Genomic DNA, 21,965 nt, shown 5'->3' on the forward strand with positions numbered 1-21,965 from the left:
ACCCGGCAACGGCGCCTCAGAACCCGTGCCGCATCCCGCCGTCCACAGGCACCATGATCCCGGTCAGGTAGGAAGCCGCGGGGGACAGCAGAAACGCCGCAGTCCGCCCGAACTCCTCGGGCTTCCCGTACCGCCGCAACGGAATCCGCGCCTCGTTCTCCGCCCGAGTGGCCTCGGGATCGGCGGACAGCCCGTCCAGCTCGCGCACGCGGTCGGTGTCGATGCGCGCCGGCAGCAGCCCGACCACGCGAATCCCGCGAGGGCCGAGCTCGTCCGCGAGGGACTTGGCGAACCCGGCGAGGCCGGGCCGCAGCCCGTTGGAGATGGTCAGCCCCGGAATCGGCTCGTGCACCGAGCCGGACAGCACGAACCCGATGACACCCCCGGCCTCCAGCTCGGCCGCCGCCGCGCGAGCGACCCGCACCGCGCCCAGGAACACCGACTCGAACGCCGCCTGCCACTGCTCGTCCGTGTTGTCGGCGACGAACCCCGGCGGGGGCCCGCCCACGCTGACGAGCACGCCGTCGAAGCCGCCGAACCGCTCGCGCGCTACCGCGATCAGACGGGCCGCGGCCTCGGGGTCGGCGTTGTCCACGGCGACACCCACCGCGTTCTCCCCCAGCTCGGCCGCCGCGTCGGCGGCCCGCTTGTCGTCCCGTCCGGTGACGACCACCTTCGCCCCGTCGCCGACCAGTTCGCGCGCGACGGCGTTGCCCAGCCCGCGCGTGGCTCCGGTGACGACGTACACCCGGTCCTTCAGTCCAAGATCCATGGCCCTATCCTGCCCCCTCGTCCCGGAACAGGGCGAGGGCCGTGGTCACCAGGGCGATGTGGCTGAACGCCTGCGGGAAGTTGCCGAGCTGGTGGCCGGTCTCCGGGTCGTACTCCTCCGCCAGCAGGCCCACGTCGTTGGTGAGGTCCACCAGCCGGTCGAACAGCTCACGGGCCTCCTTCCGGCGGCCCGTCAGATGCAGGGCCTGCGCCAGCCAGAACGAGCAGGCCAGGAACGTGCCCTCGGTGCCCGGCAGGCCGTCGACGGCGGTGTCGTCGGTGCTGTAGCGGTGCAGGAACCCGCCATGGTCGAGTTCCGCGCGGACCGCGTCGACCGTGCCGATGACGCGCGGGTCGTCGGGCGGCAGGAAGCCGACGGAGGGGATGAGCAGCAGGGCCGCGTCCAGTTCGCCTGAGCCGTAGTACTGCGTGAACGTGTTGCGTGCGGGGTCGTAGCCCTTCTCGCACACCTCGCGGTGGACCTGCTCGCGCATCTCGCGCCAGGCGTCCACGTCGCCGTCCAGCTCCGGATACCGTTCCACCGCGCGCACCGCGCGGTCGGCGGCCACCCACACCATCACCTTGGAGTGCACGAAGTGCCGGCGGCCGCCGCGCACCTCCCACAGCCCCTCGTCGGGCTGCCGCCAGTTCGCGCGCAGCCACTCGAGGAGGGCCACCTGGATCGACCAGATGTGCGGCTGGGTCGGCAGGCCCGCCTTCCGGGCGAGGGAGAGGGAGTCCATGACCTCGCCGTACACATCGAGCTGGAGCTGCTGCACGGCGTCGTTGCCGATCCGTACGGGGGAGGAGCCGCCGAAGCCGGCCAGCCACGGCACCTCCACCTCGGGCAGCCGGCGTTCACCCGCGACGCCGTACATGATCTGCAGGTCGGCCGGGTCGCCCGCGACCGCGCGCAGCAGCCAGTCGCGCCAGGCCTCGGCCTCCTCGTGGTAGCCCGCGGCGAGCAGCGCGCCGAGGGTGAGGGTGGAGTCGCGCAGCCAGCAGTAGCGGTAGTCCCAGTTGCGGACGCCGCCCAGCTCCTCCGGCAGGGAGGTGGTGGGGGCGGCGACGACCCCGCCGGTGGGCTGGTAGGTGAGGGCCTTGAGGGTGATCAGGGAGCGCAGGACCGTGTCCCGGTGCGGGCCGTCGTAGCGGCAGCGGTCGGACCAGGCCCGCCAGTCGGTGACCGACGACTCCAGCGACTCGTACGGGTCGACCAGCGCCGGGCGCGGCTCGTGCGAGGGGTGCCAGGTCAGGACGAAGGCGACCTGCTCGCCCTCGCCGACGGTGAACTCGGCGTAGGTGGCGAAGTCTTCGCCCCAGGTGTGCACCGCGGGTTCGCTGCGCAGCCAGACCGAGTCGGGTCCGGCGACGGCGACCCGGTGGCCGCCGCTGTTGCGCACCCACGGCACGATCGAGCCGTAGTCGAAGCGGATACGCAGGGTGCTGCGCACGGTGACCCGGCCGCGCAGGCCCTCGACGATCCGGACGAGGTCGGGGGCGTGGTCGCGCTGCGGCATCAGGTCGGTGACCCGCACCGCGCCCTCGTCGCTCTCCCAGTCGGTGTCCAGCACGAGGGTGCCGGGCCGGTAGGCGCGGCGGGTGCAGGTGCGGGCGCCCTTGGGGGCGATCCGCCAGTGGCCGTTGTCCTCGTCACCGAGGAGCCGCGCGAAGCAGGCCCCCGAGTCGAAGCGGGGCAGGCACAGCCAGTCGACGGAGCCGTCCCGGCCGACCAGCGCGGCGGTCTGCTCGTCGCCGATCAGGGCGTAGTCCTCGATGCGGTGATGCACGGAGTGCGGGTTCCCGGCGGACCGGGCCGACAATCCGCCTGGGGGCCGCCCGAGTGACAGTTCCTGTCGGGCGGCTGCGGTGGATGTGCCAGGGGCGCGAGCAACCACTCACGGCCGGCGGTCGCGGAACGACGGACTCACCACGGCGAGTCGGCGAAGCCTCCGGCGCCGTCCGAGCTCACACCGAGGCCGGCTCCGCGGCAACGCCCTCGCCGGTCGCCGCCTCCTCGCGGTCGCGCAGTTCGCGGCGGACCAGGACGACCCAGCCGACGGGGACACCCGCGCAGAAGAGCCACCACTGGATGGCGTAGGCGAGGTGCGGGCCGATGTCGTCGTGGTCGGGGGCCGGGATCGGCTCGGGGGAGCCGGTGCGCGGCTCGGGCGCGGTCAGGTCGATGTAGCCGCCGAGGACCGGGGCGCCGAGCCGGCGTTCCGCCTGCTCGCTGCTGATGAGCATGACCTGGCGGTCCGGCAGGCCCTTGACGTCCTTGATGCCGCTGTCCGCGGAGGTCTCGTCGGGCATCAGCCGCCCGGTGACGGTGATCTCGCCCTTCGGCGGCGCCGGGATCCTGGGGAACTCCGTCTGCGCGCCGTCCGCGGGGATCCAGCCCCGGTTCACCAGCAGGACCGTGCCGTCGTCGAGGACGAAGGGCGTCAGGACGTGGAAGCCGACCTTGTCGTCGGCGTTGGTACGACGGCGTACGACGACCTCGCGCGCGGTGTCGAAGCGGCCCGTGGCCGTCACCCGGCGGTAGCGGTCCTCGCCCTCGACCTCCGCTCCGGGGGAGGTCAGCTCCTGCGCCGGCACCGGCTTCGCGGCGAGCGAGTCGGCGATGACCTGGTTCAGCGCGACCCGGTGCTCATGGCGGTGCAGCTGCCAGAAGCCCAGCTCGATCATCGTCGGGACGAGCGCGACGGCGACGAGGGTGAGAATCACCCACTGCCGGGACAAGAGGAAGCGGAACACCCCACGACCGTACATCGCGGGTCGCGGGGTGTTTCCGGAGGGGGGTCCTCAGGGTCCTCATGCGGTCGGGACCGTCAGACCTTGTCGACGATGCCCGCCCTTCCCTCCGCGCGGGCGCAGTGCGCACCGCAGTACCAGTGGCCCTCGACCTCGACACCCTGGCCGATGATCTGCACCCGGCAGTGCTCGCAGATCGGGGCCATGCGATGGATCGCACAGGAGAAGCAGTCGAAGACATGCACCGCGCCCTGCGCGTGCACCTCGAAGGTCATTCCGTAGTGATTGCCGCATACTTCGCAAGTCGCCATGCGCCACAGGGTGAGCCGTCACCGCGGCGCGGGCGAGCGGGCGGCGGGCGAGTCGCCCGCCAATCACCCGTCCGTACGGGTCACGTTCTGTGACCTTTTCGTACGGTTCACCCCTCCGCGGCCGGCTCCACGTCCCGCAGCAGCTGTCCGAAGGCCGCCTCGTCCACCACAGGCGTGCCGAACTGGCGGGCCTTGGCCACCTTGGACGTGCCGGAGTCGGGGTCGTTGGTGACGAGCAGGCTGGTGAGCCGGGACACGCTGGTCGCCACATGCAGGCCCGCCTCGACGGCGCGGTCCTCCAGCAGCTCGCGTTCGATCGACGTGTCGCCCGAGAAGGCGACCCGCATGCCCTGCTTGAGCCTTTTGCCCTCTTCGTACCGGCCGGGGTTGGGGTACGGGCACGCCGGCCGCTTCCGCGAGGGACGCCAACCGCTCGACCGATAGCCGCCGTAGCCGCCCGCCTGCTGCCCGATGCGCGGCGCGGGCCGGTCCGCCCACTCCGTCAGCGGCCGGCACTCCTGCAACGGCAGCCGCACACTGCCCGCCGCCGCGGCCCGCAGGCTCGGCCGGAACGCCTCGGCCAGCACACGCGCGTCGTCGAGCGCGTGGTGCGCGCGCTGCTGCACGACACCGAAGTGCGCGGCCAGCGACTCCAGCTTGTGGTTGGGCAGCGGCAGGCCCAGCTCCTTGGACAGCGCGATGGTGCACAGGCGTTGACGCACCGGCGGCTCACGCCTCGCGCGCGCGTACTCGCGGGCGATCATCTGCCAGTCGAAGACGGCGTTGTGCGCGACGAGCACCCGGTCCGCCAGCCGCGCGGTGAACTCCTCGGCGATGTCCGCGAACAGGGGCGCCCCTTCGAGCGCCTCACTCGTCAGACCGTGGATCCACACCGGGCCCGGATCGCGCTCGGGGTTGACCAGCGTGTACCAGTGGTCCTCGACCTCACCGCGCGCGTCCAGCCGGTACACGGCCGCGGAGATGATCCGGTCGTCGCGGGCCAGGCCGGTGGTCTCCACGTCAACGACCGCGTATCCCTGGGGATACACGGCCGGCCACGCTGTGGGGGAGGACGCTTCGGTCGTCCGGTCTTCGAGCATGGTCACTGAGGATACGGGCCGGGACTGACAGCGCCCGCTCCCAGGTGGCCTGTCACCGCCGCCTGTTCGAACCGCGCGGGTCGGTGCCCGCCCGCCGGCGGACCGGGTGCCATCCTCCCGGTGTGACGCAACCAACGCACGACGAGGCCCACGGCGGCGCGCTGGGGGAGCGGCTCAACTGGCTGCGCGCGGCGGTCCTCGGCGCCAACGACGGCATCGTCTCCACGGCCGGACTCGTCGTCGGCGTGGCCGGCGCCACCGACAGCCGCGCCGCGCTGCTCACCGCGGGCCTGTCCGGACTGCTCGCCGGCTCGATGTCGATGGCCGCGGGCGAGTACGTGTCGGTGTCCACCCAGCGCGACTCCGAGAAGGCCGCCCTCGCCCTGGAGCGACGGGAGCTGCGCGAACGCCCCGACGCCGAGCTCGCGGAGCTGACCGGACTCCTCGAAGAACGCGGCCTGTCCCGCGAGGTGGCGCGCGAGGCCGCCGAGCAGCTGACCGAGCGGGACGCCCTTCGCGCCCACGCGCGTGTGGAGCTCGGTATCGACCCGGACGAGCTCACCAACCCCTGGCACGCGGCCTGGGCGAGCTTCCTCGCCTTCACCGCCGGAGCGCTGTTGCCGCTGCTCGCCATCGTCCTGCCGCCCGCCGACTGGCGGCTGCCCGTGACGGTCCTGTCGGTCCTCGCCGCGCTGTGCGGCACCGGCTGGAGCAGCGCCCGCCTCGGCGCGGCCGCACCCGGCCGGGCGATGCTGCGCAACGTCGCCGGCGGCGCCCTGGCCATGGCGGTGACGTACGCGGCGGGGGCACTGCTGGACGCGGCGGGCGTCTAGCGAGGCCCGCGGGCGGCGTACCGGCATCAGCAGCCGAGCAGAAAGACCTCTCCCATGCGCGCCACCACCATCCACGCCCCGTTCGACATGCGCGTGGAGGACGTGCCCGAGCCCGTGGTGCAGCAGCCCACCGACGCCGTCCTGCGGGTGCTGCGTGCCTGCATCTGCGGCAGCGACCTGTGGGCGTACCGCGGTGAGGCCGCCCGGCAGCCGGGCCAGCGCATCGGGCACGAGTTCCTCGGCGTCGTCGAGGAGACGGGCTCGGAGGTGACGGGCGTGCGCCGCGGCGATCTGGTCGTCGCGCCCTTCATGTGGTCCGACGGCACCTGCGACTACTGCCGCGAGGGCCTGACGACGTCCTGTGTGCACGGCGGCTTCTGGGGCTCGGTCGGTTACGACGGCGGCCAGGGCGAGGCCGTGCGCGTCCCGCACGCCGACGGCACCCTGGTGCGGCTGCCCAAGGAGGCGGCCTCCGACGACCACCTGCTGTCCGCGCTGCTGACGCTGTCCGACGTGATGGGCACCGGCCACCACGCGGCCCTCGGCGCGGGCGCCCGGCCCGGCGCGACCGTGGCCGTCGTCGGGGACGGCGCGGTCGGCCTGTGCGCGGTGCTCGCGGCCAAGCGGCTCGGCGCCGAGCGGATCATCGCGCTCGGCCGGCACCAGGTGCGCACCGACATCGCGCGCCGCTTCGGCGCCACCGACGTCGTCGCCGAGCGCGGCGAGGCCGCCGAGGAGGCCGTGCGGGAACTCACCCGCGGCCAGGGCGCGCACGCCGTCGTCGAGGCGGTCGGCACCGAGCAGTCGATGCGCACCGCCGTGAACATCGCCCGCGACGGCGGCGCCATCGGCTTCGTCGGCGTGCCGCACGGCAGCGGCACCGGCCTGGACCTGAGCGTCATGTTCGACCGGAACATCGCCCTGCGCGGCGGCGTCGCCCCCGTCCGCGCCTACATCCCCGAGCTGCTGCCCGACATCCTGGACGGCACCATCGACCCCTCGCCCGTCTTCGACATGACGGTGGGTCTGGAGGGCGTCCCCGACGGCTACAAGGCGATGGACGAGCGCATCGCCCTGAAGGTCCTCGTCACCAACTGACGCGCACCGGCGCAAGGTCCCGCCACCGGCCGAGCCTCACCTGCCGAAGGTCCCGTCACCCGCCGACGCTCGCCGGCCGACCGCTCACCACCGGATCGGCACCGGCAGCGCCGTCAGCAGCCCCGACACCGCGACCACCACCCCCAGCAGGGCGACCTCCCCGCGCGCGGGGACACAGGCGGTCAGCGGGTCGGCGGCGCGGCGCAGCCGGACCCGCGCCCACAGCGCCAGCGCCGCGACGGCGGCCACGAGCAGCACCTTCGCCAGCAGGGTGCGCCCGTAGGCCGTCGTCGTGAGCTGCTCCAGGACCGTCTCGGCGGGCATCCGCCGCAGCGTGCTGCACACGCCGGTCGCGGTGACGGCGGCGAGCAGAAGCGCCGCCACGCGCGCGTACAGGCCGAGCAACGCGGCCCCCGCCTCCCGCACGCCCCACAGCCGCACCAGCCGCAGCGCGTGCGCCAGGCCGCCCACCCACAGCGACGCGCAGAACAGGTGCACCAGCGTCAGGGCCGAGCCGGTCAGCGGGTCGTGCTCGGTCACCGGATGCGCCCGCAGCGCCTCGGCGACCACCACCGCGGCCAACGGCCACACCTGGCCGCCCGGCCGCCGCGACAGCGCGCACAGCCACGCCACCGCGAACGCGTTCACCTCCAGCAGCGCCAGCTTTCCGTCCCGCGACGCGTACAGCCCGCCCACGTCGATCTGCGCCCACCCGCTCGGCACCAGGTTCCCGGTCGCCACGACGGAGGCCAGCCCCAACGCGGCCACGAACCCGGCACCCGCCGCGAACGCCGCCCAGCTGCGTGGCCGTTCCGCCGAAGCGCCCGGCACCCCGCGCGCGAGCCGGTTCACGAACAGCTCGCCCAGGGGCACGCACAGCGCGGCGAACAGCACCGTCCGCAGCAGCCCGACGCCGCCCACGCCGGGCGCGGCCGCCTCCCCGGTGCCGTGCAGCGCGGCCGACGGGCCCAGCAACGGGACCAGCGCGCCCAGGGCCACCAGCACGAGGACGGCGACCGCCCGCCCCGTCCCGGCAGGCCGCGCCGGGCCGCTCGCGTCGGCCGTCTCACTGGAGGGTCGTGTCGACGTCACTTCGAGATCTTCACCAGCCGTCACAGAGCGGGCAAGCCAAGGAGAACAGCCGACGGACCGTCACTGCGCCGCCGACTTTCACTCCCACCGCGCCTCGTCCGTGCCCCACACCCCCGGCGGCCGGGCCCAGTCGGCCGGCCCGCCGTCGAAGCCGACCGGGGAGCGGGCGTACCGCAGCCGCCCGATCGGGCTGTCGGCCTGCGCGAGCCACGCCTCGGGCCCGTCGTACGCCTCCCCGGCCTCCTCGTGTGCCGCCCTGCCCGCCAGCAGCCAGGCCGCCGTGCGAGCCAGCGACAGCCGCACCAGGCGGCCCTGACCGTCGTACGACCGCTCGGTGAGCGCGCGCAGGACGGCGGCCGCCAGCAGATAGCCCGTGCCGTGGTCCAGCGCCTGCGCGGGCAACGCGCCGGGCTCCTCGGGCGAGCCCTCGACGGCCGCGATACCGGTGGCCGCCTGCACCAGGCTGTCGAAGCCGCGCCGCCCGCCCCACGGGCCGTCCGTCCCCCATGCCGACAGTTGTACGACGATCAGCCCCGGCCGGCGCGCGGTCAGCGCGGCGGGGGAGAGGCCGAGGCGGTCGAGCGCGCCGGGCCGGTAGCCGGTGACGACCACGTCCGCGGTGTCGAGCAGCTCCGTGAAACGGCCGCTCGTCGCGTCCAGGGTCGTCGAGCGCTTGCCGAAGCCCGTGTCGGCGTGCTGGTCGGGCAGTTCGGGCAGGCCCGGCGGGTCGACGCGCAGCACGTCCGCGCCGAGCAGGGCGAGCGTGCGGGTGGCGACGGGGCCGGCGATGACCCGGGTCAGGTCCAGCACGCGCACCCCGGAGGCCGGCAGCAGGGGCGTGCCGTCCAGTGACGGCAGCACACGCGCGTGTGCCGCGCCCAGCCGTTCCGTCTCCACCAGGGGGCCGGGGACGGGGAGCCATTCCTCGGGTGTGCGCACCGCGACGGCCAGGCCGCCGGCCGCGTACACGGTCTCCTCGATCTCCCGCGCGGGCCGCTCGGCCAACGCCGCCGCCACGCGCGTGTGGTCGTCACCGACGCCGAGCGCGGTCAGCAACCGCGCTGTGTGGTGCGGATAGTTGGCGTGCGTGCGCACCCAGCCGTCGGAGGTGCGCCAGAACCGCGACAGCGGCGCGAACGTCATCGGCGCCCGCCCGTCGACCAGCAGCTGCCGCTCACTGGTGAGCGCCGTCGCCACCGCCCCGTCGTCCACCGTCACCCGCGGCACCTCGGCGAGCCCCGCCCGCCGGGCGCCCAGCTCCGCCGCGGCCAGCGCACACGCGCCGACGCAGGCCCGCGCCAACGGCCGTACCGGAAGGCGCGCTTGCAGAACTCCGGGCCGTACGACGGCCGACACGCGCGCGAGGAGGGCGGGATCGCCGCCGAGCGCGGACCAGGCGGATGCGATGTCTGTCATGACGGCACTATGCGGCAAGGGCCGGGCGGTGAACCGCCCGGCCCCCAGGGGGATGGGATGTCCCTTACTTCGTCACCGCGTCCAGCGCGTTGACGATGCCGAAGCCGTAGAAGCCGTTGTACTGCGGCCCGCCCACGCAGGTCGCGTCCTGTGTGCCGTTGCCGTCCTGGTCGTAGGACTCGGGGCAGGCCGTCGGGTCCGCCTGCGCCTTGAGCATCGCCTGCAGCGCGGCCGGGGTCGCCCACGGGTGCTTGGACTTCAGCAGCGCGGCGACACCCGACGCGTGCGGCGCGGCCATCGAGGTGCCCTGCAGGAAGCCGTAGCCGCCGTTGGGCATGGTGGACAGGATGCGGCCGTCCTTCGACGGGGTGTCCGGCAGTTGGTAGCGGCGGTCACCGCCCGGCGCGGCCACGTCCACGACACCCTTGCCGTACGACGAGTAGTACGACTTGAGGCTCTTCACGCCGGTCGCGCTGACCGTGACGACGCCCGGCAGCTGGGTCGGCACGTCGTAGCACTCGTGCGGGTCGATGGTGCGGTCGACCGCGGTGGAGTCGTCCGGGCTGGAGTCGTCCAGGATCGCGTCGGAGTCCAGGTCGTGGTTGGAGTTGCCGGCCGAGGCCAGCGACAGGGTGCCCTTCTTCTGGGCGTACAGCTGGGCTCGGTTGACCGCGTCGACGATCGCCTTCTGGTCGGGGTCGTCCATGCAGTTGTACAGCCACGGGTCGACGTAGTAGCTGTTGTTCGTGATCTCCACGCCGTGGTCGGCGGCGAACACGAACGCGCAGACCACGCTCTCCGGGTAGAACAGGCCGTTGGTGCGGTCGGTGACGTTGATGGCCGACACCTTCACGCCCGGCGCGACACCGGCCACACCGACGCCGTTGCGGGCGGCGGCGATCTCACCGGCGACATGGGTGCCGTGGTAGTCCTGCGGCGTGTACGGGCGCCAGGAGCCCTCGCTGGTGTCCGGGACACCGCCGTCGCAGTTGGCCGACTGCGACCTGGAGAAGTTCGGGGCGATGTCGGGGTGCGTGTCGTCGACTCCGGTGTCGATGACGGCGACGGTCACCTTCGAGCTGCCCGGGTTGATCGTCGCGGCCTTGTCGGCGCCGATGGCGCGCAGGTCCCACTGGTCGGCCTCGAGCGGCTCGCTGCCCGGGGTCGCCGCGGCCTCGACCTTCGCGGCCTCGGCGGCCGTCAGGTAGTCGACGGCCCCCTCTTCGGTGGTGCTCGCGGGCGTCAGCGGCGCCGTACGCGTGGCGCCGGCCGACTGCACCCCGCGCACCGTGCGTATCTGCTTGCCGAAGTCCGGGTTCGCCGAGTGGACGACGATCACGCCGATCTTCTCGTACGCGATCACGACGGAGCCGCCGGCCGCGGCGATCGCCTTCTTCACCGACTCGATCGTGCGGTGGTCCGTCCTGGTGTTGACGACGTAGGACAGCGTCGAGGCGTCCTGCGCCTGCACACCGGACTCCGCGACCGGAGCCGCGGAGGCGACGGACGGCAGGAAGCCGAGCGAGGCGGTCAGCGACAGCACGACGGGCACGGCGAGAGCGAGACGGCGTCTGGAAGGCAGATGAGCCATGGGGTCTCCACATCATCCTGAAACGGAACCGGCCCGAGGCATCAGTGGGCACTCGGGCAGGTACATGACGGGGTTGGTGCAGGGCCGAAGCTATCCCCCGAACTCGCTGGCCAGCAATGTTCCAGGACCCCTGACTTGAGGCTCCGAGGGTTTTCCCTCGGCCGCGCGCGCAAGTCGTGGAAATCCGGTTGAACCGCGTCGTGCGCGGCGCCGTGACGTTGAGCAGGGCGCACGAGCACGATCGAGCCCCTGTCGGATCGCCGCCGGAGGCAGTACAGTCACCGGCCGGTCATGTGATCCACGTCACTATGAGGTCAAAGCCGTATGCCCGCCGCACCGCGAGGAGACTCCGTGGCCACCGAGACACCGCCCCCGTCGAGCAGCACACGACGGCTGCCCTCCGCCGAGGAGTTCACCGCCGTGCAGGAGAGCGCGGAGTTCGGTGAACTGCGCCGCGCCCACCGCTCGTTCGCCTTCCCGCTCACCATCGCCTTCATCGCCTGGTACCTGCTGTACGTCCTGCTGTCGAACTACGCCGGCGACTTCATGGGCACCAAGCTGTTCGGCAACATCAACGTCGCCCTCGCGCTGGGCCTCGCCCAGTTCCTCACCACGTTCCTCATCGCCTGGTGGTACGCGCGGCACGCCGCCGCGAAGCTCGACCCCAAGGCCGAGGCGATCAAGTCCCGGATGGAGGGCGGCGCATGAGCCCCGCGATCACCCTGGCGGCCAATGAAGCCAGCGAGCACCGGCCGCTCATCATCACCCTGTTCGGCCTGTTCGTCGTGGCCACGCTCGTCATCACCGTATGGGCGGGCCGGCAGACCAAGGACGCCGCCGACTTCTACGCGGGCGGCCGCAGCTTCAGCGCCTTCCAGAACGGCCTCGCCGTCTCCGGCGACTACATGTCCGCCGCGTCCTTCCTCGGCATCGCCGGCGCCATCGCCCTCTTCGGCTACGACGGCTTCCTGTACTCCATCGGCTTCCTCGTCGCCTGGCTGGTGGCGCTGCTGCTGGTCGCCGAGCCGCTCAGGAACTCCGGCCGCTACACCATGGGCGACGTCCTGGCGTACCGCATGCGCCAGCGCCCGGTCCGCACCGCGGCCGGCACCTCCACCATCGTCGTGTCGATCTTCTACCTGCTGGCGCAGATGGCCGGCGCCGGCGTCCTGGTCTCCCTGCTGCTCGGCATCACCTCCGACGCGGGCAAGGTCCTCATCGTCGCCCTCGTCGGCGTCCTGATGATCGTCTACGTCTCCATCGGCGGCATGAAGGGCACCACCTGGGTCCAGATGGTCAAGGCCGTGCTGCTCATCGGCGGCACCATCCTGATCACCTTCCTGGTGCTGCTGAAGTTCGACTTCAACATCTCCGACCTGCTCGGCAAGGCCGCCGAGAACAGCGGCAAGGGTGCCGCCTTCCTGGAGCCGGGCCTGCAGTACGGCGCCACCGGCACCTCCAAGCTGGACTTCATCTCCCTCGGCATCGCTCTGGTCCTGGGCACCGCCGGCCTGCCGCACATCCTGATCCGCTTCTACACGGTGCCCAACGCCAAGGCCGCCCGTAAGTCCGTGAACTGGGCCATCGGCATCATCGGCGGCTTCTACCTGATGACCATCGCGCTCGGCTTCGGCGCGGCCGCGCTGATCGACCAGCAGGAGATCATCGACTCCAACCCGTCCGGCAACACCGCGGCACCTTTGCTCGCCCTGCACCTGGGCGGCGTCGACTCCGCCTGGGGCGCGATCCTGCTCGCCACCATCTCCGCGGTGGCCTTCGCGACCATCCTCGCCGTGGTCGCGGGTCTGACTCTGGCCTCGTCCTCGTCGTTCGCCCACGACATCTACGCGAACGTCATCAGGAAGGGCAAGGCCACCGAGAAGGAGGAGGTCCGGGCGGCCCGCCTGGCCACCATCGGCATCGGCGCGGTCTCCATCCTGCTGGGCGCCCTCGCCCGCGACCTCAACGTGGCCGGCCTGGTCGCGCTCGCCTTCGCGGTCGCCGCGTCGGCGAACCTGCCGACCATCCTCTACAGCCTGTTCTGGAAGAGGTTCACCACCCAGGGCGCCCTGTGGTCGATCTACGGCGGCCTGATCGTCGCCGTCGGCCTGGTGCTGTTCTCGCCCGTCGTCTCCGGCGACCCGAAGGCGATGTTCCCCGACGTCGACTTCGCCTGGTTCCCGCTGAAGAACCCGGGCATCATCTCCATCCCGTTCGGCTTCCTGATGGGCTGGCTCGGCACCGTCGTCTCCAAGGAGGAGCCCGACGCCGCCAAGTACGCCGAGCTCGAGGTCAGGTCCCTGACCGGCACCGGCGCCCACTGATCGCACGAACCCCTGGCGCGGCCGTGTCGTAGCTCCCTACGACCCGGCCGCGTCTTACCTGGTGGATCGGGACGGTGTCGTTGTCGGTGGCGTCACGTAGGCTCGCAGGTGACGGAAAACGTGCGATCCGCAGTCCGGGGAGGGGCCCACGTGCTCATCGACACCTACGGCCGGGTGGCCACCGACCTCAGGGTCTCGCTCACCGACCGGTGCAACCTCCGCTGCACCTACTGCATGCCCGAGGAAGGCCTGCAGTGGCTGGCCAAGCCCGACCTGCTCACCGACGACGAGATCGTCCGCCTGATCGACATCGCGGTGCGCACCCTCGGCATCCGCGAGGTCCGCTTCACCGGCGGCGAGCCCCTGCTGCGCCCCGGCCTGGTCGGCATCGTCGAGCGCGTCGCCGCCCTGGAGCCCCGCCCGCAGATGTCGCTGACCACCAACGGCATCGGCCTCAAGCGCACGGCGTCCGCCCTGAAGGCCGCAGGCCTCGACCGGGTCAACGTTTCCCTGGACACCCTGCGCCCCGACGTCTTCAAGACCCTCACCCGCCGCGACCGCCACAAGGACGTCCTGGAGGGCCTGTACGCCGCCCGCGAGGCGGGCCTGACCCCGGTGAAGGTCAACTCGGTGCTGATGCCGGGGCTGAACGAGGACGAGGCCCCCGACCTGCTGGCCTGGGCCGTGGAGCACGACTACGAACTGCGGTTCATCGAGCAGATGCCCCTCGACGCCCAGCACGGCTGGAAGCGCGACGGCATGATCACCGCCGGGGACATCCTGACCTCGCTGCGCACCCGCTTCGAGCTGACGCCCGAGGGCGACGAGAAGCGCGGCTCCGCCCCGGCCGAGCGCTGGGTCGTCGACGGCGGCCCGCATGTCGTCGGAGTCATCGCCTCCGTCACCCGCCCGTTCTGCTCCGCCTGCGACCGCACCCGCCTCACCGCCGACGGCCAGATACGCACCTGCCTCTTCGCCACCGAGGAGACCGACCTGCGCGCCGCCCTGCGCTCGGGCGCCCCCGACGAGGAGGTCGCCCGCATCTGGCGCCTGGCGATGTGGGGCAAGAAGGCGGGAGCGGGCCTGGACGACCCGACCTTCGTCCAGCCGGACCGGCCGATGTCGGCGATCGGGGGCTGAGCCCCTCACAGGGCCGGGAGGGCTAGGCCCCCTCGGGGGCCTGCCAGTCCTCGAACTTCACGACGTCCTTGAGGAACCCGCGCACGCCCAGGAACTGGGACAGGTGCTCCCGGTGCTCCTCACAGGCGAGCCACGTCTTGCGCCGCTCCGGCGTATGGATCTTCGGGTTGTTCCACGCCAGCACCCACACGGCGTCGGCACGGCAGCCCTTGGCGGAACAGATCGGGGTCTCGTCACTCACGCTTCGTCTCACAGCCGCACACAAAAGGCGACGCCGAGCAGCCACGGGGGGAGCTGCCCGGCGTCGGTCTGTCGCTCCGACGGGGGATGCGGAGCGCGTACGAAGTATGTCACGGGTAACCGGTTGCCGGGCACCGGAAGCACATGATTGATCTGAGCTTTTCCTGAGCTTGCGCGCGGGCGATGACAGGGCTTTCGCGCTCACCTCCGCACCGGCACACTCAGGACTGCTCGGTCGGCTCGTGTTCCCCGTCCCGAGGCGGCGCGATCATCGGCTTGGCCGGCATCTCCACGAACGTCGACGGCAGCCCGGGCGCGTTCTCCCGGCCCGCGTTCGCGATCACCACCGCGATGTACGGCAGGATCAGCCCCAGGACCAGCGCCACGATCGCCACGTGCCGTTCCACGTTCCACAGCACCGCGGCCAGGACCACCGACACCGTCCGCACGCTCATCGAGATCACGTACCGGCGCTGCCGGCCGCGGACATCGTCATGGAGCCCCTGCCGGGCTCCGGTGATCCGATAGACCTGGGCGCCGCTGCTGCCTGAATGCCGCATCCGCATGACGTCCACGGTACGCCGCGCCTGCGTCGCGTACGAGACCGGGTTCCCCTTCTGCCTGCGCGAACGCCGTCGCCCCTCCCACGTACGGCCGACGCCGACATGCGGCGTACGAGGACCGAGCCCAGACTGAGGGCAATGCTCGCGGGGAGCCGAACCGGAGCCGAACAGGGAGGCAGCCATGGGCTGGTTGTGGGCGATCATCGTCGGGTTCGTGCTGGGTCTGATCGCCAAGGCGATCATCCCCGGAAAGCAGCACAGCCCCCTGTGGCTGACCACCATCTTCGGCATGCTCGGCGCGATCGCCGGCAACGCGATGGCCCGGGGATTCGGGGTCGAGGAGACGTCCGGCATCGACTGGAGCCGGCACATCTTCCAGCTCATCGCCGCCGTGATCATTGTGGCGGTGGGGGACATGCTGTACATGGCGACGCTGGGCAAGAGGAAGCACCAGCGCGCCTGAGCGCCGTCGGGGCGCGGGCTTTGTGCGGCTGACCGTTCGTCGTGGCTGGTCGCGCCGTTCCCCGCGCCCCTTTGGGGCGCTTTTCTCAGGCCTCGGTCACTTCCACGGCAGCCAGGTTCTTCTTGCCGCGCCGCAGCACCAGCCACCGCCCGTGCAGCAGGTCCTCCTTCGCCGGGACCGCGTCCTCGGACGTGACCTTGACGTTGTTCACGTAGGCCCCGCCCTCCTTCACGGTCCGCCGACCGGCGGACTTGCTCGGGACCAGGCCGACCTCGGCGAACAGGTCGACCACGGGCGCGAGCTCGGCGACCCGGGCGTGCGGCACCTCGGAGAGCGCGGCGGCGAGGGTCTTCTCGTCGAGGTCGCCCAGCTCACCCTGACCGAACAGCGCCTTGGACGCGGCGATGACGGCGGCGGTCTGCTCCGCGCCGTGCACCATCGTCGTCAGCTCCTCGGCGAGGGCCCGCTGAGCCGCCCGCGCCTGCGGCCGCTCCTGCGTCTGCTTCTCCAGCTCCTCGATCTCCTCGCGGGACCTGAAGCTGAAGATGCGCAGGAACTTGGAGACGTCACGGTCGTCCGCGTTCAGCCAGAACTGGTAGAAGGCGTACGGCGTGGTCATCTCCGCGTCCAGCCACACGGTGCCCGACTCGGTCTTGCCGAACTTTGTGCCGTCCGCCTTGGTGATCAGTGGCGTGGCCAGCGCGTGCACCGCCGCATGCGGCTCGACCTTGTGGATCAGGTCGGCGCCCGCCGTGAGGTTGCCCCACTGGTCGCTGCCGCCGGTCTGCAGCACGCAGCCGTGGCGCCGGTACAGCTCCAGGAAGTCCATGCCCTGCAGGATCTGGTAGCTGAACTCGGTGTAGCTGATGCCCGCGTCGGAGTGCAGCCGTCGGGCGACCGCCTCCTTGGAGATCATCTTGTTGACGCGGAAGTGCTTGCCGACGTCCCGCAGGAACTCGATGGCCGACATGCCCTGGGTCCAGTCCAGGTTGTTGACCATGGTCGCGGCGTACGGTCCCTCGAAGTCCAGGAACCGCTCGATCTGGCCGCGCAGCCGCGCCACCCAGCCCGCGACGACCTCCGGGTCGTTCAGCGTGCGCTCCGCGGTCGGCTTGGGGTCGCCGATCAGGCCGGTGGCGCCGCCGACCAGACCCAGCGGGCGGTTGCCCGCCTGCTGGATCCGGCGCATCGTCAGGATCTGCACGAGGTTGCCCAGGTGCAGGCTGGGCGCGGTCGGGTCGAAGCCGCAATAGAACGTGACGGGGCCGTCCGCGAACGCCTTGCGCAATGCGTCCTCGTCAGTGGAGAGGGCGATGAGCCCGCGCCACTTCAGCTCGTCGACGATGTCCGTCACGGTTCTCGTGTCTCCTCGGATGATCTATGTGTGGTCGAGCGACCACGCCTATGAGGTTATACGCCCCGACTGACAGAGCTCATATTGAAATCGGGGACCCGCACCGCGGGCATCGCGGCCCTGGTGAACCAGTCGCTCCACTCGCGCGGCAGCGTGCGCTCGGTGCGCCCGGCCTCGGTGATCCGGCCGAGCAGGCCGACCGGGGACTCGTTGAAGCGGAAGTTGTTCACCTCGCCGGTCACCTCGCCGTTCTCCACGAGGTAGACGCCGTCCCGGGTCAGGCCCGTGAGCAGCAGCGACGCCGGGTCGACCTCGCGGATGTACCACAGGCAGGTCAGCAGCAGCCCGCGCTCGGTGTTCGCGATCATCTCCGACAAGGAGCGGTCCTCGCCGCCCTCCAGGATCAGGTTGTCCACGCCCGGCGCCAGCGGCAGCCCGGTCAGGCCCGCCGTGTGCCGGCTGGTGATCAGGTTCTTCAGCTCGCCGCGGTCGATCCACTCGGTGGGCGCGAGCGGCAGGCCGTTGTCGAACACCGACGCGTCGCCGCCGGAGGCGTGCGCGAGCGCGAACGGCAGCGCCTCCAGGCCGGGCTCGTTCGGGTCGCTGCGCAGGGTCAGCGGCAGGTCGGTGAGCTTCTCGCCGATCCGGGTGCCGCCGCCCGGCTTGGAGAACACCGTCCGGCCCTCGGCGGCGTCCCGGCCCGACGCCGACCACATCTGATAGATCAGCAGGTCCGCGACCGCGGTCGGCGGCAGCAGCGTCTCGTACCGCCCGGCCGGCAGCTCGATCTTCCGCTCGGCCCAGCCGAGACGCACGGCGAGCTCGGCGTCCAGCGCCGCCGGGTCGACGTCCTTGAAGTCCCGTGTGGAGCGGCCCGCCCAGGCCGAGCGGGTGCGGTCGGGCGACTTGGCGTTGAGCTCCAGCGTGCCGTTGGGCTGGTCGTGCCGCAGCCGCACCCCCGTCGACGTCCCGACATAGCTGGACGTCAGCTCGTGGTTGGCGAAGCCGTACAGCTCGCGGCCCCCGGCACGCGCGCGTGCGAAGGCCTCGCCGAGCGCCGGGGCGAAGTCGGCGAACACCGCGGAGGAGGTCTCCGCGGGCGCGTCCGTGAAGTCGGGCGACGCGGCCACGCCCGTGACCAGTGGCTGGGCGTCCTCGGCGGGCGCGGCCCCGCGCGCGGCGGCCTCGGCGGCCCGCACCAGCGGCTCCAGCTCGTCGGCGGTCACCGCGGACCGCGACACCACGCCCGCGGCCGTGCCCTCCTTGCCGTCCACAGTGGCGATCACCGTGAGCGTGCGCCCGCGCGTGACGCCGTTGGTGGTCAGCGCGTTGCCCGCCCAGCGCAGGTTGGCGGTCGACTGCTCGTCGGCGATGACGACACACCCGTCCGCGCGGGACAGCTCCAGAGCCCGCTCGACGATCTCGTACGGCTTGCTCGCGCGGGCGCTCATCGACCGGCCTCCTGGGTGGTGTTCAGACTGTGCTTGCCCGGGGGACGACCCCCGGACCCCCGGCAGATCCTGATGTCGGCGCTCACTTACCGGCCTCCTGGGTGGTGTTGAGGATGTTGACGCCCCGGAACAGGGCGGACGGGCAGCCGTGGGACACGGCGGCGACCTGGCCGGGCTGGGCCTTGCCGCAGTTGAAGGCGCCGCCCAGGACATAGGTCTGCGGGCCGCCGACGGCCGTCATCGAGCCCCAGAAGTCGGTGGTCGTGGCCTGGTAGGCGACGTCCTTGAGCTGCCCGGTGATCCGGCCGTTCTCGATGCGGAAGAAGCGCTGGCCGGTGAACTGGAAGTTGTAGCGCTGCATGTCGATCGACCAGGACCGGTCGCCTACGACGTAGATGCCGCGGTCGACCCCGCCGATCAGATCCTCCGTCGAAAGGCCCGCCGGGTCCGGCTGGAGCGAGACGTTCGCCATGCGCTGCACCGGCACATGGGCGGGGGAGTCGGCGTAGGCGCACCCGTTGGAGCGCTCGAAGCCGGTCAGTCGCGCGATCCTGCGGTCCAGCTGGTAGCCGACCAGCGTGCCGTCCTTCACCAGGTCCCAGGACTGGGCCGCGACGCCCTCGTCGTCGTAGCCGATGGTCGCCAGGCCGTGCTCGGCGGTGCGGTCACCGGTGACGTTCATCAGCTCCGAGCCGTAACGCAGCTTGCCGAGCTGGTCGAAGGTGGCGAAGGAGGTCCCGGCGTAGGCGGCCTCGTAGCCGAGGGCCCGGTCCAGCTCGGTGGCGTGCCCGATGGACTCGTGGATGGTCAGCCACAGGTTGGACGGGTCGACGACCAGGTCGTACGACCCCGCCTCCACGCTCGGTGCCCGCATCTTCTCGGCGAGCAGCTCCGGGATCCCGGCCAGCTCCGCGTCCCAGTCCCAGCCGGTGCCCGTCAGATACTCCCAGCCCCGGCCGACCGGCGGCGCGATGGTGCGCATGGAGTCGAACTCGCCGCTGGACTCGTCCACCGACACCGCGGTCAGCTGCGGGTGCAGCCGCACGCGCTGCTGCGTGGTCACGGTCCCGGCCGTGTCGGCGTAGAACTTGTTCTCGTGCACGGTGAGCAGGGAGGCGTCCACATGGTCGACGCCCTGCGCGGCCAGCAGCCGGGCGCTCCAGTCCGCCAGCAGCCCCGACTTCTCCTCGTCGGGCACAGTGAACGGATCGATCTCGTACGACGAGATCCACGTCTTCTCCGCGTGCACGGGCTCGTCGGCCAGCTCCACCCGCTCGTCGGAGCCCGCCGCCTTGATCACCTGCGCGGACAGCTTGGCCATCGCCACCGCCTGGCCCGCGACCCGCGCGGCCGCGTCCATGCTCAGGTCGACGCCCGAGGCGAAGCCCCAGGTCCCGCCGTGCACGACCCGCACCGCGTACCCCAGGTCGGTGACGTCCGAGGTCCCGGCCGGCTTGGCGTCCCTGAGCCGCCAGGAGGCACTGCGCACCCGCTCGAAACGGAAGTCGGCGTGCTCGGCCCCCAGCGCACGCGCGCGTGCCAGCGCGGCGTCGGCGAGGGCGCGTAGAGGCAGGGCCGTGAACGACTCGTCAATGCTATGAGGCACCGGCGTCTCTTTCTGTAGCGATGGATCGGATTTGTAGGGATGCGTCGGCGGTACGCCCGTTCGGCGCGGCGGCAGCTCCGATCATGGCCCTCATCCAGCGCGCGGACCACATGTTTCGGGCCGGAGCCGGCACGCTTCTGTAGGGATCCGACAGTGCGGCCCCTGTGCCACTGTCGGTGCCCGATTGTCCGCCGAGGCGAGCGGCCCGATAGGTTTTCGATGTAGCCGCCTGTCATCCAGGTGTTCGGGCGGGTCAGACAGACCGCTATCGAAAGGGTGATCCGTTGAGCCGCTCGGTTCTCGTCACCGGAGGCAACCGGGGCATCGGCCTCGCCATCGCCCGCGCTTTCGCCGACGCCGGCGACAAGGTTGCGATCACATACCGCTCGGGTGAGCCGCCGGCCGGCTTCCTCGCCGTCAAGTGCGACATCACCGACCCCGAGCAGGTGGAGCAGGCCTACAAGGAGATCGAGGACGCCCACGGCCCCGTCGAGGTCCTCGTCGCCAACGCAGGCGTCACCAAGGACCAGCTCCTGATGCGCATGTCCGAGGAGGACTTCACCTCGGTCATCGACACCAACCTCACCGGCACCTTCCGCGTCGTCAAGCGTGCCAACCGCGGCATGCTGCGCGCCAAGAAGGGCCGCGTCGTGCTGATCTCCTCGGTCGTCGGGCTGCTCGGCTCCGCGGGGCAGGCGAACTACGCCGCCTCCAAGGCCGCCCTGGTCGGCTTCGCGCGCTCCCTCGCCCGTGAGCTGGGCTCGCGCAACATCACTTTCAACGTCGTCGCGCCCGGTTTCGTCGACACCGACATGACCAAGGTGCTCACCGACGAGCAGCGCGCGAACATCGTGTCGCAGGTTCCGCTCGGCCGGTACGCGCAGCCGGAGGAGATCGCCGCGGCGGTGCGGTTCCTCGCCTCCGACGACGCCTCGTACATCACTGGAGCCGTCATCCCTGTTGACGGCGGACTGGGAATGGGTCACTGATCACCATGAGCGGAATTCTCGAGGGCAAGCGCATCCTGATCACGGGTGTGCTGACGGAGGCCTCCATCGCCTTCCACGCCGCCAAGCTGGCCCAGGAGCAGGGCGCCGAGATCATCCTGACCGCGTTCCCGCGGCCCACGCTGACCGAGCGCATCGCCAAGAAGCTCCCCAAGCCCGTCAAGGTCATCGAGCTCGACGTCACCAACGACGAGCACCTCGCCCGGCTGGCCGACATCGTCGGCGAGGAGCTGGGCGGCCTGGACGGCGTCGTGCACTCCATCGGCTTCGCGCCGCAGGACGCGCTCGGCGGCAACTTCCTCAACACGCCGTTCGAGTCCGTCGCCACGGCCATGCACGTCTCGGCGTACTCCCTGAAGTCGCTGACCATGGCCTGCCTGCCGCTGATGCAGAACGGCGGCTCGGTCGTGGGCCTCACCTTCGACGCGCAGTTCGCCTGGCCGCAGTACGACTGGATGGGCCCGGCCAAGGCCGCCCTGGAGGCCACCAGCCGCTACATGGCCCGCGACCTGGGCAAGCAGAACATCCGCTGCAACCTCGTCTCCGCCGGCCCGCTCGGCTCGATGGCCGCCAAGTCCATCCCGGGCTTCAGCGACCTGGCCTCCGTGTGGGACTCCCGCTCCCCGCTGGAGTGGGACCTGCAGGACCCGGAGCCGGCCGGCCGCGGCATCGTCGCCCTGCTGAGCGACTGGTTCCCGAAGACCACCGGCGAGATCATCCACGTCGACGGCGGTCTGCACGCCATCGGCGCCTGACCCTCACCTCTTCGCAGGTGACGCCCCGTTTCCCGCAGTGCGCGGGGAGCGGGGCGTCACTCGTTCGGCTCAACCGGCCGGGCGGGGGGCCGGGGC

The 21,965-nt window shown here is 71.7% G+C and carries 21 protein-coding genes; 8 read left to right on the forward strand and 13 right to left on the reverse strand.

Annotated features, from left to right (window positions below):
• Positions 1–16: 16 nt before the first annotated feature.
• The 5 genes from RKD23_RS29340 to RKD23_RS29360 form a co-directional block, all read right to left on the reverse strand.
• On the reverse strand, positions 17–772 hold the full coding sequence (locus RKD23_RS29340; RefSeq protein ID WP_424856426.1) for an SDR family oxidoreductase: 756 nt from the start codon (positions 770–772) through the stop codon (positions 17–19).
• 4 nt (positions 773–776) lie between these two features.
• Positions 777–2,561, reverse strand: a complete 1,785-nt coding sequence (locus RKD23_RS29345; RefSeq protein ID WP_424856427.1) for a glycoside hydrolase family 15 protein — start codon at positions 2,559–2,561, stop codon at positions 777–779.
• 178 nt (positions 2,562–2,739) lie between these two features.
• Positions 2,740–3,528: an SURF1 family protein gene (locus tag RKD23_RS29350; RefSeq protein WP_424856428.1), complete on the reverse strand. Its 789-nt coding sequence runs from the start codon at positions 3,526–3,528 to the stop codon at positions 2,740–2,742.
• Between the two features lie 74 nt (positions 3,529–3,602).
• Complete coding sequence (locus RKD23_RS29355; protein ID WP_404033823.1) at positions 3,603–3,836, reverse strand: hypothetical protein; 234 nt, start codon at positions 3,834–3,836, stop codon at positions 3,603–3,605.
• Between the two features lie 107 nt (positions 3,837–3,943).
• Positions 3,944–4,936 carry a DEDDh family exonuclease gene (locus RKD23_RS29360; protein WP_424856429.1) on the reverse strand — a complete coding sequence of 331 codons (993 nt, stop codon included), beginning with the start codon at positions 4,934–4,936 and terminating at the stop codon, positions 3,944–3,946.
• A gap of 122 nt (positions 4,937–5,058) precedes the next feature.
• Here RKD23_RS29360 and RKD23_RS29365 point away from each other — a divergent pair, with 122 nt between their 5' ends.
• On the forward strand, positions 5,059–5,769 hold the full coding sequence (locus RKD23_RS29365; RefSeq protein ID WP_424856430.1) for a VIT1/CCC1 transporter family protein: 711 nt from the start codon (positions 5,059–5,061) through the stop codon (positions 5,767–5,769).
• A 54-nt stretch (positions 5,770–5,823) separates the two neighbouring features.
• The gene (locus tag RKD23_RS29370; protein ID WP_424856431.1) at positions 5,824–6,867 is read left to right on the forward strand and encodes a zinc-dependent alcohol dehydrogenase family protein; all 1,044 of its coding nucleotides are present in this window, start codon (positions 5,824–5,826) and stop codon (positions 6,865–6,867) included.
• A gap of 84 nt (positions 6,868–6,951) precedes the next feature.
• Here RKD23_RS29370 and RKD23_RS29375 read toward each other — a convergent pair whose 3' ends face one another.
• The 3 genes from RKD23_RS29375 to RKD23_RS29385 form a co-directional block, all read right to left on the reverse strand.
• Positions 6,952–7,959, reverse strand: a complete 1,008-nt coding sequence (locus RKD23_RS29375; RefSeq protein ID WP_424856432.1) for a CopD family protein — start codon at positions 7,957–7,959, stop codon at positions 6,952–6,954.
• A gap of 78 nt (positions 7,960–8,037) precedes the next feature.
• Positions 8,038–9,375 (reverse strand): CoA transferase, encoded by a 1,338-nt coding sequence (locus RKD23_RS29380; protein ID WP_424856433.1) that lies wholly within the window; start codon positions 9,373–9,375, stop codon positions 8,038–8,040.
• Between the two features lie 64 nt (positions 9,376–9,439).
• On the reverse strand, positions 9,440–10,966 hold the full coding sequence (locus RKD23_RS29385) for a S8 family peptidase (protein ID WP_424856434.1): 1,527 nt from the start codon (positions 10,964–10,966) through the stop codon (positions 9,440–9,442).
• A gap of 351 nt (positions 10,967–11,317) precedes the next feature.
• Here RKD23_RS29385 and RKD23_RS29390 point away from each other — a divergent pair, with 351 nt between their 5' ends.
• The 3 genes from RKD23_RS29390 to moaA all read left to right on the forward strand — a co-directional run bounded on the left by RKD23_RS29390 (position 11,318) and on the right by moaA (position 14,430).
• Positions 11,318–11,674, forward strand: coding sequence for a DUF485 domain-containing protein (locus RKD23_RS29390; protein ID WP_404033809.1), 357 nt, complete (start codon positions 11,318–11,320; stop codon positions 11,672–11,674).
• The gene (locus RKD23_RS29395; RefSeq protein WP_424856435.1) at positions 11,671–13,290 is read left to right on the forward strand and encodes a solute symporter family protein; all 1,620 of its coding nucleotides are present in this window, start codon (positions 11,671–11,673) and stop codon (positions 13,288–13,290) included. The genes RKD23_RS29390 and RKD23_RS29395 overlap by 4 nt, the downstream gene beginning before the upstream one ends.
• A gap of 150 nt (positions 13,291–13,440) precedes the next feature.
• Positions 13,441–14,430: a GTP 3',8-cyclase MoaA gene (moaA, locus tag RKD23_RS29400; RefSeq protein ID WP_404033805.1), complete on the forward strand. Its 990-nt coding sequence runs from the start codon at positions 13,441–13,443 to the stop codon at positions 14,428–14,430.
• 22 nt (positions 14,431–14,452) lie between these two features.
• Here the strand turns inward: moaA and RKD23_RS29405 are convergent, their stop codons facing one another.
• Together RKD23_RS29405 and RKD23_RS29410 are read right to left on the reverse strand one after the other, a co-directional pair.
• Positions 14,453–14,671, reverse strand: a complete 219-nt coding sequence (locus RKD23_RS29405; protein WP_057618194.1) for a hypothetical protein — start codon at positions 14,669–14,671, stop codon at positions 14,453–14,455.
• 220 nt (positions 14,672–14,891) lie between these two features.
• Positions 14,892–15,236 (reverse strand): DUF3099 domain-containing protein, encoded by a 345-nt coding sequence (locus RKD23_RS29410; RefSeq protein WP_424856436.1) that lies wholly within the window; start codon positions 15,234–15,236, stop codon positions 14,892–14,894.
• A 178-nt stretch (positions 15,237–15,414) separates the two neighbouring features.
• On the opposite strand from RKD23_RS29410, the gene RKD23_RS29415 reads away from it, so the two are divergent.
• Positions 15,415–15,696, forward strand: coding sequence for a GlsB/YeaQ/YmgE family stress response membrane protein (locus RKD23_RS29415; RefSeq protein WP_404033803.1), 282 nt, complete (start codon positions 15,415–15,417; stop codon positions 15,694–15,696).
• 85 nt (positions 15,697–15,781) lie between these two features.
• On the opposite strand, the gene tyrS is transcribed toward RKD23_RS29415, so the two are convergent.
• The 3 genes from tyrS to RKD23_RS29430 form a co-directional block, all read right to left on the reverse strand.
• Positions 15,782–17,050 (reverse strand): tyrosine--tRNA ligase, encoded by a 1,269-nt coding sequence (gene tyrS, locus RKD23_RS29420; RefSeq protein ID WP_424856437.1) that lies wholly within the window; start codon positions 17,048–17,050, stop codon positions 15,782–15,784.
• A 56-nt stretch (positions 17,051–17,106) separates the two neighbouring features.
• Positions 17,107–18,501: a metallopeptidase TldD-related protein gene (locus RKD23_RS29425; RefSeq protein WP_424856438.1), complete on the reverse strand. Its 1,395-nt coding sequence runs from the start codon at positions 18,499–18,501 to the stop codon at positions 17,107–17,109.
• An 82-nt stretch (positions 18,502–18,583) separates the two neighbouring features.
• Entirely contained in the window at positions 18,584–20,107 is a 1,524-nt protein-coding gene (locus RKD23_RS29430; protein ID WP_424856439.1) for a TldD/PmbA family protein, read from the reverse strand.
• 284 nt (positions 20,108–20,391) lie between these two features.
• Here RKD23_RS29430 and fabG point away from each other — a divergent pair, with 284 nt between their 5' ends.
• Positions 20,392–21,096 carry a 3-oxoacyl-[acyl-carrier-protein] reductase gene (fabG, locus tag RKD23_RS29435; protein WP_424856440.1) on the forward strand — a complete coding sequence of 235 codons (705 nt, stop codon included), beginning with the start codon at positions 20,392–20,394 and terminating at the stop codon, positions 21,094–21,096.
• A gap of 5 nt (positions 21,097–21,101) precedes the next feature.
• Positions 21,102–21,869 (forward strand): enoyl-ACP reductase FabI, encoded by a 768-nt coding sequence (fabI, locus tag RKD23_RS29440; RefSeq protein ID WP_404033793.1) that lies wholly within the window; start codon positions 21,102–21,104, stop codon positions 21,867–21,869.
• Positions 21,870–21,965: the final 96 nt, after the last annotated feature.

Origin of the sequence: Streptomyces sp. SAI-170 (assembly GCF_049739565.1) — a bacterium.
Lineage (GTDB): Bacteria > Actinomycetota > Actinomycetes > Streptomycetales > Streptomycetaceae > Streptomyces.

Bases quoted from the DNA above. Each gene is read 5' to 3' on its own strand.
- RKD23_RS29380 (WP_424856433.1), bottom strand. From the start codon at position 9,375: ATGACAGACATCGCATCCGCCTGGTCCGCGCTCGGCGGCGATCCCGCC.
- RKD23_RS29370 (WP_424856431.1), top strand. From the start codon at position 5,824: ATGCGCGCCACCACCATCCACGCCCCGTTCGACATGCGCGTGGAGGAC.
- RKD23_RS29360 (WP_424856429.1), bottom strand. From the start codon at position 4,936: ATGCTCGAAGACCGGACGACCGAAGCGTCCTCCCCCACAGCGTGGCCG.
- RKD23_RS29410 (WP_424856436.1), bottom strand. From the start codon at position 15,236: ATGCGGATGCGGCATTCAGGCAGCAGCGGCGCCCAGGTCTATCGGATC.
- RKD23_RS29340 (WP_424856426.1), bottom strand. From the start codon at position 772: ATGGATCTTGGACTGAAGGACCGGGTGTACGTCGTCACCGGAGCCACG.
- RKD23_RS29425 (WP_424856438.1), bottom strand. From the start codon at position 18,501: ATGAGCGCCCGCGCGAGCAAGCCGTACGAGATCGTCGAGCGGGCTCTG.
- fabI (WP_404033793.1), top strand. From the start codon at position 21,102: ATGAGCGGAATTCTCGAGGGCAAGCGCATCCTGATCACGGGTGTGCTG.
- RKD23_RS29355 (WP_404033823.1), bottom strand. From the start codon at position 3,836: ATGGCGACTTGCGAAGTATGCGGCAATCACTACGGAATGACCTTCGAG.
- RKD23_RS29415 (WP_404033803.1), top strand. From the start codon at position 15,415: ATGGGCTGGTTGTGGGCGATCATCGTCGGGTTCGTGCTGGGTCTGATC.
- RKD23_RS29385 (WP_424856434.1), bottom strand. From the start codon at position 10,966: ATGGCTCATCTGCCTTCCAGACGCCGTCTCGCTCTCGCCGTGCCCGTC.
- RKD23_RS29395 (WP_424856435.1), top strand. From the start codon at position 11,671: ATGAGCCCCGCGATCACCCTGGCGGCCAATGAAGCCAGCGAGCACCGG.